The sequence below is a fragment of the Thermomonas sp. genome, from assembly GCF_041919455.1.
GTDB lineage: Bacteria > Pseudomonadota > Gammaproteobacteria > Xanthomonadales > Xanthomonadaceae > Thermomonas.
The window spans coordinates 68048-82278 of sequence record NZ_JAYRTQ010000010.1 but is presented as its reverse complement, the minus strand read 5'-3'; the positions used below and the strand labels follow the sequence as shown (position 1 = coordinate 82278).

Here is a 14231-nt window from a genome sequence, read left to right as displayed (position 1 = left end):
GATGACCACGGCGCTGCGCGATGCCATCGACCATACCGCGCTCGGCTGGGTGAAGCCCGAGATCGACGAGACCCTGCGCCAGGCGCGGCTCGAGATCGAGGCCTTCGTCGAAGCCCCCGCGGACGTGTCGCCCATGCGGGCGTGCGCCGGCTACCTGCACCAGGTGCAGGGCACCCTGCGCATGCTCGAATTGCAGGCCCCGGCGATGGTCGCCGGCGAGATGGAACAACTGGCCGGCGCGCTGCTCGAGGGTGTGCCGGGCAACCGCGACGATGCCCTGGCGGCATTGATGCGCGGCGTGGTGCAGTTGCCGGATTACCTGGAACGCCTGCAGGGCGGCCATCGCGACATCCCGATCGTGCTGCTGCCGTTGATCAACGACCTGCGCACCGCGCGCGGCGTCGATGCCCTGCAGCAGGATGCCTTGCCCAGCCTGCTGGTCGAGGCGACCGAGGCCGAGCTGGAGCATGCACGTGGCAGCCTGGCCGGGCGCAACCGCGCCCTCCTCGACACCGTGTCCGCGGCGCTCAAGGAAGACTTGTTGCGGGTCAAGGACGCGCTCGACCTGCACCTGCGCGCCGGTGGCGGCAACGTCGCCGAGCTGCAGCCGCAGGCGGAAGCGCTGGATCGCATCGGCGAAACCCTCGGCATGCTTGGCTTGGACAGTGCGCGTGGCGTGGTCCAGGAACAGCGCAAGGTGGTGCAGGGCATCGCCGACGGCAGCCGGCCGCCCAGCGAGGGCGACCTGATGGAAGTCGCCGGCGCGCTGATCTACATCGAACATTCACTCGATGACCAGGTCACCCGCCTGGGAACGGGCGATGCCCCGGGCGACGGCGACGACCAACTGGCGCAGGAATCGCGCAAGGTGATGGGCGCGCTGGCGCGCGAGGCCGCGGCCAATTTCGCCGAAGTCCGCAATGCCTTCGTCGCCTTCGTCGAAACCGACTGGGACCACGCGGTCCTGGACCCGGTGCCGCGCCTGCTGGCCGAAGTCGCCGGTGCGATGCGCATCCTCAACCTGCCGCAGCCGGCGGGCTACCTGGAAGCACTGCGCCGCTACAGCCACGCCGAGCTGCTGGGTCGCAAGCAGGTGCCAGGCGGGCGCCAGCTGGACACCCTGGCCGATGCCCTGGCCGGCATGGAGTACTACCTGGAGTCGCTGCGCGATCCGCTCGGCCAGCGCCAGGACCTGCTCGACAAGACCCGCACCAGCCTGGAACAACTGCGCTACTGGCCGCTGCCGGACGATGGCGTCGCCACCCTGTCCGAACCTGCACCGGTCGAAGCCGCGCCGGTGGTCGAGCCGGTCGTGTTCGAAGCGCCGCAAGCGGTCGAGACCGTCGAAGCGGCCGCCACGGTCAGCGTGCAGGCCGATGCACCGGTGCTCAACGCCGGCTTCGATGCCGTCGGCGACGAAATCGACGACGAAATCCGCGAGATCTTCCTGGAGGAATTCCAGGAAGAGATCAGCAACCTCGACGACCTGCTGGCGCCGTGGAAGCGCACGCCGGACGACGGCGAACTGCTGCGCCCGATCCGCCGTGTGTTCCACACGCTGAAGGGCAGCGGCCGCCTGGTCGGCGCCAAGACCCTCGGCGAATTCAGTTGGCACGTCGAGAACATGCTCAACCGCGTGCTCGACGGTTCGCGCCCGGCCAGCCCGGCGGTCGTGGCCTTCGTCGGCCAGACCCGCGCGGCGCTGCCGCAGCTGCTCGCTGCCCTGCGCGGTGAAGCGACGGGCACGCTCGACATCGCCTCGATGGAAGCGGTCGCCGATCGGCTTGCCGCCGGCGAAGACGTATTGCTGGATACCGCCGGCAGCGCGCCGGTCGCCAAGCCATCGGAACGCGCAAGCGAACCGGAAGCTGCGGCTCCCGTCGCGGAGACCGTGGCCGCCCACGTCGACCCGGTGCTGCTGGAGATCCTCGGCTCCGAAGTCGGTGGGCACCTGGAAACCGTCGATGCGTGGCTGGCGCAGGCGCGTGCCGGCGATGCCAGCGTCAACGACGGGCTGGTCCGCGCGATCCACACCCTCAACGGCGCGTTCGCGATGACCGAAGTGCCGTCGGTGACCGCGTTCACCGCGCCGGCCGAGGGCTACGTCAAGCGCCTGCTCGCCGCCAACGCGCCGGCCGACGCCGATGGCATCGCCATCCTGGGCGAAGTCGCCGATGCGGTGCGCACCACGACTGCCGCCCTGCAGGCCACGCCTGCCCAGGTGCCGGTGTACGCCGCGCTGGCCGCGCGCGTGTCGGCCTTGCGCGACACTCTGCCCGAAAGCAGCCTGCCGTTCATCGACGCCGCCGCCGAGGCTGCGCGCAAGGCCGCGGAACATGCGGAGCTCGCCGAAGCCGAACGCCTCGCCGCCGAACAGGCGGAAGCCGAGCGTCTGGCGGCCGAAGAAGCCGCGCGTGCCGAGGCCGAACGGTTGGAAGCCGAGCGCCTCGAGAACGAGCGCCTCGAAGCCGAACGCCTGGCCGCGGAAGAAGCCGAGGCCGCGCGCCTGGCCGCCGAGCAGGCCGAAGCCGAACGCATTGCGGCAGAGGAAGCCGCCGCGCGTGCCGAGGCTGAACGGCTGGAAGCCGAGCGCCTGGAAGCGGAGCGCATCGCCGCACAGGAAGCCGAAGCGGCCCGCATTGCCGCCATCGAGTCCGAAGCCGAACGTCTCGCGGCGCTCGAAGCCGCGCGACTCGAAGCGGAACGCCTGGAAGCCGAACGGCTTGCCGCGCTGGAAGCGGCGCGCATCGAAGCCGAGCGCGTGGAGGCGGAACGCATCGCCGCAGCCGAAGCGGAAGAAGCCCGCCTGGCCGCCGAACAGGCAGAAGCGGAGCGACTGGCGGCGGAAGAAGCCGCCCGTCTCGAAGCGGAACGCCTGGAAGCCGAGCGCATCGCCGCCGAAGAAGCCGAAGCGGCGCGTGTCGCCGCCGAACAGGCGGAAGCCGAACGCATCGCCGCGGAAGAAGCCGCACGTGCCGAAGCCGAGCGCCTGGCGGCGGAAGAGGCGGCCCGCCTCGAAGCCGAACGCCTGGAAGCCGAGCGCATCGCCGCCGAGGAAGCCGAAGCGGCCCGCCTGGCTGCCGAACGCGCCGAGGCGGATCGCCTGGAAGCCGAGCGCATCGTCGCCGCGCGCCAGGAAGCGGATCGCCTGGAAGCGGCGCGACTGGCCGAAGCCCGTGCCGAGGCCGCGCGCGTGGAAGCCGAGCGTCGCGCTGCCGAAGCCGCAGCCGCGGCCAAGGCGCGCGAGCAGGCCGCGCTGGCAGCCCTGCTGTCGTCCGCGACCTCCGCGGAAGATCCGGACGAAGCCCTCGACATGGACGGCCTGGACGCCGAACTGGTCGACATCTTCGTGGAGGAAGGCGGCGACCTGCTCGACCACTCCGATGGCCTACTCGCGCAGCTGCGCGACGCGCCCGAGGACCGCGAGGCGATGGTCGGCCTGCAGCGCGACCTGCATACCCTGAAGGGCGGCGCACGCATGGCCGGCATCATGGCGGTCGGCGAGCTCGGCCACTCCATGGAAACCCTGCTCGAAGCGGTGGTGGCGCAGCGTGCCGAACTCGGCCGCGATGGCGTGCCCTTGCTGGAGCGCGGCTTCGACCGCCTGCACGGCATGATCACCCGCGTCGCCGCGCGTCGCGCCGTGGGCCTGCCGGTTGGCCTGATCGACGAACTGAATGCCCGCGCCGAAGCCCCGATCGCGGCGGTTGCCGAGGCCGTCGACGACGGGCTGACGTTCGTGCCCGCACCGGCGCCGAAGATCGAACTCAAGCCGCTGTCGGCACCGATCGTGCAGGAAGGCTTCGGCGACGACGACGACATCGGCATCCGCGCGCCGCAGGAACAGGTGCGTATCCGCGCCGACCTGCTCGACCGCCTGGTGAACTACGCCGGCGAAGTGGCGATCTACCGCTCGCGCCTGGAACAGCAGCTCTCGGCATTCCGCGGCACCGCGCAGGAAATGGAGCAGACCAACATCCGTCTGCGCGACCAGCTGCGCCGCCTCGATTCCGAAACCGAAGCGCAGATCATCGCCCGCTACCAGCGCGAAGGCGCGGCCGGCAACGAAACCTTCGATCCGCTCGAGCTCGACCGGTTCAGCACCCTGCAGCAGCTGTCGCGCGCCCTCGGCGAGTCCGCGGCCGACTTGCAGGCCCTGCACGGGTCGATGGAAGACCTGACCCGCCAGTACGAAACCCTGCTCCTGCAGCAGTCGCGCGTCAGCTCGGACCTGCAGGAAGGCCTCATGCGCACGCGCATGGTGCCGTTCGAGGGCCTGGTGCCGCGCCTGCGTCGCGTCATCCGCCAGGCCACCGGCGAAACCGGCAAGCTGGCGCAGCTCAAGCTGGACGGTGCGCAGGGCGAACTCGACCGCAGCGTGCTGGAGCGCATGACCGCGCCGCTGGAGCACATGCTCCGCAACGCGATCGCACATGGCCTGGAAACGCCGGATGCGCGCCGCAAGGCGGGAAAGGGCGAGGAAGGCAGCATTCGCGTGGCGGTACGCCGCGAAGGGTCGGAAGTGGTGCTGCAGGTCGGCGACGACGGCGGTGGTTTGGATCGCGCCGCGATCCGCGCCCGTGCGGTCGAACGCGGCCTGATCAAGCCCGACGCCATCCTCTCCGACGGCGACCTCGACGTCCTGATCCTGGAACCCGGCTTCTCCACGGCCGAGACCGTCAGTCGCCTCGCCGGCCGCGGCGTCGGCATGGACGTGGTCGCCAGCGAAGTGCGCCAGCTCGGCGGCTCGCTGGACATCGCCTCGCGCCCGGGCGAAGGCACCACCTTCACCCTGCGCCTGCCGCAGACGCTGGCGGTCACCCAGGCGGTCTTCGTCAAGATCGGCGACACCGAATACGCGGTGCCGATCGCCTCGGTCCGCGGCGTCGGCCGCATCAGCCGCGAGGACATGGCCAAGCCCGACGCGGTCTACCGCTACGGCGGCGAGGACTACGCGCTGCACGACCTCGGTGGCCTGGTCGGCACCGTGTCCGCGAAGGCGGAAGGGCAGTTGCAGGTACCGTTGCTGCTGGTCCGCTCCGGCGACCTGCGCGCGGCGGTAGCGATCGACCAGGTGGTCGGCAACCGCGAAATCGTGGTGAAGGCCGGCGGTCCGCAGCTTGCATCCGTGCCCGGCATCTTCGGCGCGACGATCATGGGCGACGGCCGCGTGGTGGTCATCCTCGACATCGCCCCGCTGGTCCGCCGCTTCGCCGCGATGCCGCGCGATGCGGTGCCGGTCGAGCAGGTGGTCGAGCAGCGCCGGGTGCCGCTGGTCATGGTGGTCGACGACTCGATCACCATGCGCAAGGTCACCGGCCGCGTGCTGGAACGCCACAACTTCGAGGTCGCCACCGCGAAGGACGGCATCGACGCGCTGGAACGGATGGCCGATGTCATCCCGGACCTGATGCTGCTCGACATCGAAATGCCGCGCATGGACGGTTACGAGCTGGCGACCGCGATGAAGGCGGACCCGCGCATGCGCGACGTCCCGATCATCATGATCACCTCGCGTACCGGCGACAAACATCGCCAGCGCGCGATGGACCTGGGCGTGGAGCGTTACCTCGGCAAGCCGTACCAGGAAGTCGAGCTGATGCGCAACGTGTTCGAGCTGCTCAAGCTGGAGCGCGCCGGTGACGGTCAGCTGCAATGAGCCGCAAGCGCGTGGTCGTGCTGGCGCGCGCAGGAGTCGCGCGCGAGCGCACTGAGGCCGCGATCGCGCAGGCCGGCGCCGACGTCGCCGCCCTGCTCGACCCGGCGAGCGCGAGCGAAGCCGATGTGCGCGACGCCGCGCCGGACGTGGTGCTGGTGATCCTCGATCCGCTGGCCGAGCACGCCCTCGACAAGTTCGACGGGGTGCTCGGCGATCCCGCGCTGGAGATCCTGTTCGACGATGCCGACGTGGCCGCCAAGCGCGATGGCTGGGAAGCCGCGCGCTGGGCCCGCCACCTGCAAGCCAAGCTGCACGGCCACGACGACGTGCTGCCGCCCAGCCGGGATGCGACGGTGGCCGCGCCAGTCGCGGCCAGCCCCGAACCGCAAGGCTTCCAGGCGGAAATGGAGGCGCTCAGCCTGCAGATCGCGGCCATGCCAGACGTGCCGCAATCGCGGACGCCCGCCTCATCGACCGCGCCGGGCGCGGTGGTGATCGCCGCCGGCGTGGGCGGTCCCGACGCGGTCCGGCAGTTGCTCGGCGGGCTTCCAGCGAATTTCCCGCGACCGGTGCTGTTGCGCCAGCGCATCGAGGGTGGTCAGTACGACAAGCTGGTCCGGCAGATGCAGCGTGCCGCGCAGATGCAGGTGGTGATGGCGCAGGCCGGGGATGCCTTGCAGCCGGGCACCGTGCACGTGCTCCCGGATGGCCTGGACCTGCAGGCGGCGCCGGCCGGGCTGGTGTTCGCCCCCACGGACGGTGAACCGGCCTACGCCGCGCTGCGCGCCGAAGACAGCGCCCTGCTGCTGCTCAGCGGTGCCGATGCGGGCCTGGTCGACCAGGCCATGGCGATGTGCCTGGCCGGTGCCCTCGTCGTCGGCCAGTCCGCCGCCTACTGTTTCGATCCGGCCGCCAGCAATGCGCTGGTGGCCCGCGGTGGCGAGGCGCTGAGCCTGGCCCAACTCGCCCAAAAACTGCTGCAACGCTGGCCCGCCTGAGGTTCCCCATGTCCGTTCCCATGCAGTCTATCCCCGACCAGATCATCCGCGGCGTGCTCATCCAGGTCGCCAATGCGCGCCTGCTGCTGCCCAATGCCACCATCGCGGAAGTGCTGTCCTACTCGGATCCGGAACCGATCGCGGATGCACCGGACTGGTTGCTGGGTCGCACGCGCTGGCGCGGCTGGCAGGTGCCGCTGGTCTCGTTTTCCCGCTTCACCGGGGTCGCCGACGAGAAGGGCGGACTGGGCAGCAAGGTGATCGTGCTGAAGGCGCTGGGCGGCGATGCCAAGCGTCCGTTCTTCGCCCTGCTGACCCAGGGCTTCCCGCGCCTGGTGACGGTGACCGAAACCACCCTCTCTGCCGAAGGCGACGACACGGAATTGCTGGAAGGCGTGTTGGGCCGCGTTCGCCTCAACGACGACGACGCGCTGGTGCCGGACCTGGCCGCGATCGAGGAGCAGATCGCCGCCGCGCTCGCCGCCGCGGCCTGACCGCGGCGTTGCGTCAGCCCAGGTCGCCGCAGGCGGCCTGCAGGGCCGCGATCGCGGCGATCCCGGCGGTCTCGGTGCGCAGCACGCGCGGGCCGAGCCGCAGTCCTTCGTAACCGGCCGCGACCAGTTGTTCGCGGTCGCGCGGCGACCAGCCGCCCTCGGGTCCGATCGCGATCGTGCAGGCACGCAATTCGACACCCTGCAGCGACGACAGCGATGCCTCGGCGAACGGGTCGAGGATGAAACCGCGTCCTTCGCGCATGGCGGCGGCCTGCGCCAGCGACTGCGGCGCGGCGACTTCGGGCAAGGTCGCCCGGCCACTCTGCTCGCAGGCCGACGCCACGATGCCGCGCCAGTGCAGCAAGCGCTTGTCGGCGCGCTGCGCATCCAGCTTGACCTCGCTGCGGTCGCTGCTGGCCGGGAGGATCCGGGCGATGCCGAGCTCGGTCGCTTTCTGCAGGATCCAGTCCATCTTCTCGCCGCGCGCGATGCCCTGCAGCAGGGTGATGCGCAGCGGCGATTCGTTTTCGATGCGTCGTGCGGCCACGACCTCGGCGCGCGCCTCGCGCTTGCCGAGTGCAGTGATGTGCGCGTCGTAATCGTGGCCGTCGCCGTTGAACAGCACGCAGGCATCGCCGACCTGCAGGCGCAACACGCGCAGCAGGTGCGCGGCGACGTCCTCGGGCAACGCGATCTCGTTGCCGACCCGCAATGGCAGGTCGACATGGCTGCGGGTCAGGCGCATGCGCTGGCCTCCAGGATCGAATCGCGGGTCACCCGCGCGAGCAGCTCCAGTTGTTCGCCATCGATGCAGTAAGGCGGCATCCAGTACAGGATGTCCCCGAGCGGGCGCAACACCACGCCACGCTCGAGCGCCGCGCGATATGCGCGCAGGCCGACCCGCAACGACGGATCGAGTGGGGTGCGCTTGTCGCCTCCCCGGGTGAGCTCGAAAGCCACGATCATCCCGGCCTGACGCACATCGGCCACATGCGCAAGATCCGCCAACGGTGCCGCGAGTTCGGCCATGCGCAACGCGGTCGCGCGATTGCGCGCCAGTACATCGTCGGATTCGAAGATCGCCAGCGAGGCCAGCGCCGCCGCGCAGGCCAGCGGATTGCCGGTGTAGCTGTGCGAATGCAGGAAGGCGCGTTCGCGCGATTCGTCCAGGAAGCCTTCGTAGAGCGCCTGCGTGCACAGCACTGCGGCCAGTGGCAGGAAGCCGCCGGTCAGGCCCTTCGACAGGCACAGCAGGTCGGGCTGCACGCCGGCCTGTTCGCAAGCGAACAGGGTGCCGGTGCGACCGAAGCCGACCGCGATCTCGTCGGCGATCAGGAACACGCCATGCGCGTCGCAGAGTTCGCGCGCGCGACGCAGGTACTGCGGGTCATGCATGCGCATGCCGCCGGCGCATTGCACGCGCGGTTCCAGGATCAGCGCACAGACTTCACCGGCATGGCGTTCCAGCAGGTCGCGCAGGCCGTCCGCCGCACGTTCGGCACAGTCGCGGGCGGTGTCGCCAGGCTGCGCCGCATAAGCGTCCGGCGAGGGCGCGAACAAGGCCTCGGCCAGCAGGGGCGCATACACGCGTCGATAGAGCGGGATATCGCCTACCGACAACGCGCCGACGGTTTCGCCGTGGTAACCGTTCTCCAGCGCGACGAACTTCGTGCGCCGGTCCTCGCCGCGGTTGCGGAACCAGTGGAAGGCCATCTTCAGCGCGACTTCCACGCCGGCCGATCCGTTGTCGGCATAGAACACCTTGGCCAGCGGCGCGCGGTCCGGTTGTCGCGGGGCGATCGCCAGCAGGTTCTCGGCCAGCTCGACCGCCGGCTGGTGCGAGAACCCGGCCAGGATCACCTGTTCCAGGGTCATCGCCTGAGTGGCGATGGCGTGCGCAATCCGTGGCTCGGCGTGGCCGAACAGATTGGTCCACCAACTGCTGACCGCGTCGAGGTAGCGCCGGCCATCGCGGCCGACGAGCCATGCCCCCTCACCGCGCTCGATCGGCACCAGCGGCAGGATGTCCGGATGCTCGCGCATCTGCGTGCACGGGTGCCAGAGCACGGCGAGGTCGCGCGCCCGCCAGTGTTCCGCGGCGGCTATCATGGGGCCATCGTGAATCGCTTCCATTCCCCCATTATCGCCGCGGGAGACGCGCCGTGAGCCGCCCCCTGCCCATCATCCACGGCATCACCGAGCACGAAGACAGCCCGTACCGCATGGAGCGGCTCGACCTGGAGTTCAGCAACGGCGAGCGCCGTCGCTACGAACGCCTGCACGGACGCGGCCACGGTGCGGTCGCGGTGGTGCCGATGCTGGATGCCGAGACGGTGTTGCTGGTACGCGAATACGCCGCCGGCGTGCACCGCTACGAACTGGGCCTGGTGAAAGGCCGCATCGATGCCGGCGAGAGCCCCATCGAAGCCGCCAACCGCGAATTGATGGAAGAAGCCGGCTACGGCGCCCGCGACCTGCAGGTGCTGCGCAGCATCACCCTGGCGCCGGTGTACATGAGCCACCAGACCCACCTGGTGCTGGCGCGCGACCTGTATCCGCAGCGCCTGCCCGGCGACGAGCCGGAGGAACTCGAGGTGATCCCGTGGAAGCTCGATGACCTCGGCGACTTGATTCTGCGCGAGGATTTCTCGGAAGGCCGCACCATCGCGTCGTTGTTCATCGCCCGCGAATGGCTGAGGCAGCAAGGATGATCCTGTCGAACGAACAGCGCGACGCCGTGATCGCGCTGGCGCGTGCCGCCGCTGCCGAGATCCTGGCGGTCTACGAGAGTCCGTTCGCGATCGAGCACAAGGACGACCGCTCGCCGCTGACCGCGGCCGACCTCGCATCGCATCGCTGCATCGTGGCCGGCCTGCAGGCGCTGACGCCGCACATCCCGGTGCTGTCGGAAGAATCGAAGGACCTCGACATCGCCGCGCGTCGCGAATGGACCACGTTCTGGCTGGTCGATCCGCTCGACGGCACCCGCGAGTTCATCAAGCGCAATGGCGAGTTCACCGTCAACATCGCGCTGGTCGAAGACGGCGTGGCGACCTGGGGCGTGATCCAGCAGCCGGTGACGGGCGCGCTCTGGCATGGCGGTGCCGGCCTCGGCGCTTTCATCCGCGAGGGCGATGCCGGCGACGTGGCGATCCACGCGCGTATCCCCGCATCGGCACCACTGCGCATCGCCGCCAGCCGCTCGCATCGCGACGAACGCACCCAGGCGGTGATCGACGCGTTGCCCGGCAGCGACGTGGTGGGCTGCGGCTCGTCGCTGAAGTTCTGCCGGATCGCCGATGGCGGCATCGACCTCTACCCGCGCTTCGGTCCCACCAGCGAATGGGACACGGCCGCCGGCCAGGCGATCCTGGAAGGCGCAGGTGGCGCGGTGCTGGATCCGCGCGGCCGTCCGTTCCGCTACAACCAGCGCGACACGTTGCTCAATGGCGACTTCATTGCGCTCGGGGACATCGCCCTGCGTGGCCGCTTGCCGGCATGAACGATTCGCACGACATCGGAAAATTGCTGGACATCATGGCCACGCTGCGCAATCCCGATGGCGGTTGCCCGTGGGATCTCGCGCAGGATTTCTCGACGATTGCGCCTTACACGATCGAGGAAGCCTACGAAGTCGCCGACGCGATCGATCGCGGTGACCTGACCGATCTCAAGGACGAACTCGGCGACCTGCTGCTGCAAGTGGTCTTCCACGCACAGATGGCGAAGGAGCAGGGCGCGTTCGAGTTCGGCGACGTGGTCGCGGCGATCTGCGACAAGATGACGCGCCGGCATCCGCACGTCTTTGATGCACATGGATGTGCGAATGCCGCGGGAGGCAGGATGCCGGGAGCGGCCGCGGAAGAGGCGCGCAAGGACGATGCCGAAGCGCAGCTGCAGCACTGGGAAGACCTCAAGCGTGCGGAACGCGCGGCGAAGGGCGATGTCGACACGTCCGCACTCGCCGGCATCTCGCGCGGGCTGCCGGAATGGCAGCGTGCGGTGAAGCTGCAGCACAAGGCCGCCAAGGTCGGCTTCGACTGGCCCGGCCCCGAGCCCGTGCTGGAAAAACTGCACGAGGAGATCGAGGAGGTCCGGGTGGAGTTCGCGGCGGTGGCGGCCTCGCCTGGCGATGCCGCCGCGCGCGACCGGCTGGAGGACGAACTCGGCGACATCCTGTTCGTCTGCGCCAACCTCGCGCGGCATGCGAAGGTCGACATGGGCAGCGCGCTGCGCCGGGCCAACCTGAAATTCGAGCGGCGCTTCCGCACGATGGAGGCGCTGGCGGCCGCGGACGGCGGCCTTGCCGGGCAATCGCTGGAAGCGCAGGATCGCTACTGGGATCGCGCCAAGGCGGCGGAGAAGGGAGCGGCATCATGAGCAGCGACGTGCAACACAAGTTCGCCAGCTTCCGCGAGTTCTATCCGTTCTACCTCGGCGAGCACCGCAACACGACCTGCCGCCGCCTGCATTTCACCGGCACCAGTTTCGCGCTGGGCTTCATCCTGCTGGCGGTGACCAGCGGCAATGCATGGTGGTTCCTCGGTGCGCTGCTGTCGGGCTATGCGTTCGCATGGATCGGGCATTTCTTCTTCGAGAAGAACCGCCCGGCCACGTTCAAGCACCCGTTCTATTCCTTCGCCGGCGATTGGGTGATGTACAAGGACATCCTGGTCGGCAAGATCCCGTTCTGATCCTTGCGTTACGCGTATCCGCGCGGCCGGGACTCACTCCGGGACGCGCCGTGTGACGTCCATGTAGGCACATCGGCGACATCCTGTCGCCGAAGGTCCCGGAGCAAGCCCCGACCGCGCAGACCCGCTTCCGGCATATCGGCTGCGTTGTCGAAGATCACTCCAGGAAGATCAGCCACGCCGCCGCCGCGATGAGCGCGAAGCCGGCCCAGTGGTTCCACTTCAGCGGCTGTCCCAGGTACCAGTACGAGAAGCCCGCGAACACCAGCAGGGTCAGCACTTCCTGCATGCCTTTCAATTGCGGTGCGCTGTAGACCGCGCTGCCCATCCGGTTGGCCGGCACCATCAGCAGGTACTCGAAGAAGGCGATGCCCCAACTCGCCAGGATCACCTTCCACAGCGCGATGTCCTTGTGCTTGAGGTGCGCATACCAGGCGAAGGTCATGAATACATTGGAGAACAGCAGCAGCACCGGGGGCAGCAAACGCTCGTAGGGCATGGCGGCGGCGATGTCGGGAGGGATCGGTAGGTTAGCCCTTCACATCGCATCCACCGCGCAGCCGGCATGTTTCACAAAGCTGAAGACTTGTACGGAGCATGTATGCGGGCACAGGAACAGGCGGGGCTGGTCCTTATCGTCGAGGACAACCGCAATATTTCGGAAATGGTCGGCGAATACCTGGAAAGCCGCGGCTTCGAGGTGGACTACGCTTCGGACGGTCTGGACGGCTATCGGCTTGCCGCCGAGAACACCTACGACGTCATCGTCCTCGACCTGATGCTGCCGCGGTTGGACGGCATCGAGGTCTGCAAGCGCCTGCGCAACGAGGCGCGCAAGTCGACCCCGGTGTTGATGCTCACCGCGCGCGATACCCTCGATGAAAAGCTGACGGGCTTGTCGTCGGGTGCGGACGACTACCTGACCAAGCCGTTCGCGATCCAGGAACTCGAGGCGCGCCTGCGCGCGCTGATCCGCCGCGAGCGCCGCCAGGTCGGCTCGGAAGTGCTGAAGGTCGCCGACCTGGTGCTGGATCCGGCCTCGCTGCGCGCCACGCGCGGTGGCAGCGAACTGCAGCTGTCGCCGATCGGCCTGCGCCTGCTCACCATCCTCATGCGCGAGTCGCCGCGGGTGGTGACCCGGCAGGAAATCGAGCGCGAGATCTGGGGCAACAGCCTGCCGGACTCGGACACCCTGCGCAGCCACCTGTACAACCTGCGCAAGGTGATCGACAAGCCGTTCGACCGGCCGCTGCTGCACACCGTGCAGAGTGCCGGTTACCGCATTGCGGACATTTCCAGCCAGCTCGGCTGAGACCCGGGCCCGGCTGGTGCGAACCACGCAACGCCACATTCGCGAGATCTTCCTGCTGCAGCTGGCGATCGTCTGCCTGGTGGTCGTGCTGTGCGTGCTCGGCGTGCAGGCGATGTACGGTGCCTCGGCGATGTCCTGGCTCACCGTTGCGGCGTTGGTCATCGCGCTGGGCGCGACCATCAGCGTGACCTGGATGGGATATCGCGCGACCCAGCGTGCCGTGGCGCCGATGGATTGGGTGTTGAAGGAGGTTGCGCGCTGGGATCCACAACACCCGGACACGGCCGCGCTTGCCCCTGGAAGCGTCCCGAGCGTCGTGCAGGGCGATGCCCGCAAGATGGCGGACGCCCTGCATGCGCTCGGGCAACGACTGGAGACCTACGTCGCCCGCGAGCGCGACTTCACCCGCGATGCCAGCCACGAATTGCGCACGCCGTTGACGGTGATCCGGGTCGCGACCGACCTGATCGGCCACGACGAAGGATTGTCGGTGCGTTCCCGCCGCTCGCTGGCGCGCATCCAGGGCGCGGCCGAGTCGATGGAGTCGCTGATGTCCGCGCTGTTGTTGCTGGCGCGCGACGAAGATGTCCCTCTGGAAACCGAAGACTTCGACGTGCGCGAGGTGCTCGAGCACGAGCTGCACAAGGTGCGCCCGCTGCTGGAAGACAAGGGCGTGTCGCTGGCGCTGGACGTGCAGGCCGAGCCGGTGCTGCATGCACCGCCGCGGGTGCTGCAGGTGATGCTGGGCAACCTGCTCAGCAATGCGGTGCGTTTCACCGATGTCGGTTCCGTCCACGTGCGCCTGCTGCAGGATCGTGTCGAGATCGAGGACACCGGCATCGGCATGGATGCGGCGGCCCTGGCGCGTGCGTTCGAGCCGTTCTATCGGGCCAGCATCGAACAGCCCACTGGCGCGGGACTGGGCCTGTCGATCGCCCAGCGCCTGGGGCATCGTTGCGGCTGGCCATTGCACCTGGCCAGCGTGCCGGGGCAGGGCACGCGCGCCAGCATCCTGTTCGCGGCCGTCAACCGGGACCAATGACCCGTTCCCGGCAGTGTCTGGCCGGGTAGCAT

General features: G+C 69.1%; 12 protein-coding genes. 9 read left to right on the top strand and 3 right to left on the bottom strand.

The window, feature by feature from the left end:
- Window position 1 precedes the first annotated feature (1 nt).
- From ACE3T8_RS09025 to ACE3T8_RS09015, 3 genes are read left to right on the top strand one after another with little or no spacing between them, the layout of a single operon-like run.
- Window positions 2-5659 (top strand): Hpt domain-containing protein, encoded by a 5658-nt coding sequence (locus ACE3T8_RS09025; RefSeq protein WP_374608632.1) that lies wholly within the window; start codon window positions 2-4, stop codon window positions 5657-5659.
- Window positions 5656-6657, top strand: coding sequence for a chemotaxis protein CheB (locus ACE3T8_RS09020; protein WP_374608630.1), 1002 nt, complete (start codon window positions 5656-5658; stop codon window positions 6655-6657). Before ACE3T8_RS09025 ends, ACE3T8_RS09020 begins: the two co-directional genes overlap by 4 nt.
- 8 nt (window positions 6658-6665) lie before the next feature.
- Complete coding sequence (locus tag ACE3T8_RS09015) at window positions 6666-7151, top strand: chemotaxis protein CheW (protein WP_374608628.1); 486 nt, start codon at window positions 6666-6668, stop codon at window positions 7149-7151.
- 13 nt (window positions 7152-7164) lie between these two features.
- On the opposite strand, the gene ACE3T8_RS09010 is transcribed toward ACE3T8_RS09015, so the two are convergent.
- Window positions 7165-7896 carry a 16S rRNA (uracil(1498)-N(3))-methyltransferase gene (locus ACE3T8_RS09010; RefSeq protein ID WP_374608626.1) on the bottom strand — a complete coding sequence of 244 codons (732 nt, stop codon included), beginning with the start codon at window positions 7894-7896 and terminating at the stop codon, window positions 7165-7167.
- Window positions 7887-9284: an adenosylmethionine--8-amino-7-oxononanoate transaminase gene (gene bioA / locus ACE3T8_RS09005; protein ID WP_374608624.1), complete on the bottom strand. Its 1398-nt coding sequence runs from the start codon at window positions 9282-9284 to the stop codon at window positions 7887-7889. The genes ACE3T8_RS09010 and bioA overlap by 10 nt, the downstream gene beginning before the upstream one ends.
- Before the next feature lie 29 nt (window positions 9285-9313).
- Here bioA and nudE point away from each other — a divergent pair, with 29 nt between their 5' ends.
- Genes nudE through ACE3T8_RS08985 form a run of 4 tightly spaced genes read left to right on the top strand, consistent with a single transcriptional unit; the run spans window position 9314 to window position 11845 of the window.
- Window positions 9314-9862, top strand: coding sequence for an ADP compounds hydrolase NudE (gene nudE / locus ACE3T8_RS09000; RefSeq protein WP_374608622.1), 549 nt, complete (start codon window positions 9314-9316; stop codon window positions 9860-9862).
- The gene (gene cysQ / locus ACE3T8_RS08995) at window positions 9859-10653 is read left to right on the top strand and encodes a 3'(2'),5'-bisphosphate nucleotidase CysQ (RefSeq protein WP_374608620.1); all 795 of its coding nucleotides are present in this window, start codon (window positions 9859-9861) and stop codon (window positions 10651-10653) included. The genes nudE and cysQ overlap by 4 nt, the downstream gene beginning before the upstream one ends.
- Window positions 10650-11531, top strand: coding sequence for a nucleoside triphosphate pyrophosphohydrolase (mazG, locus tag ACE3T8_RS08990; protein ID WP_374608618.1), 882 nt, complete (start codon window positions 10650-10652; stop codon window positions 11529-11531). The genes cysQ and mazG overlap by 4 nt, the downstream gene beginning before the upstream one ends.
- Complete coding sequence (locus ACE3T8_RS08985; protein ID WP_374608616.1) at window positions 11528-11845, top strand: Mpo1-like protein; 318 nt, start codon at window positions 11528-11530, stop codon at window positions 11843-11845. The genes mazG and ACE3T8_RS08985 overlap by 4 nt, the downstream gene beginning before the upstream one ends.
- 157 nt (window positions 11846-12002) lie before the next feature.
- Here ACE3T8_RS08985 and ACE3T8_RS08980 read toward each other — a convergent pair whose 3' ends face one another.
- Entirely contained in the window at window positions 12003-12344 is a 342-nt protein-coding gene (locus ACE3T8_RS08980; protein ID WP_374608614.1) for a DMT family protein, read from the bottom strand.
- Window positions 12345-12446: 102 nt separating this feature from the next.
- Between ACE3T8_RS08980 and ACE3T8_RS08975 the strand changes: the two genes are divergently transcribed.
- Entirely contained in the window at window positions 12447-13157 is a 711-nt protein-coding gene (locus tag ACE3T8_RS08975; protein WP_374608612.1) for a response regulator transcription factor, read from the top strand.
- Window positions 13158-13173: 16 nt separating this feature from the next.
- Window positions 13174-14199, top strand: a complete 1026-nt coding sequence (locus tag ACE3T8_RS08970) for a sensor histidine kinase (RefSeq protein ID WP_374608610.1) — start codon at window positions 13174-13176, stop codon at window positions 14197-14199.
- Window positions 14200-14231: the final 32 nt, after the last annotated feature.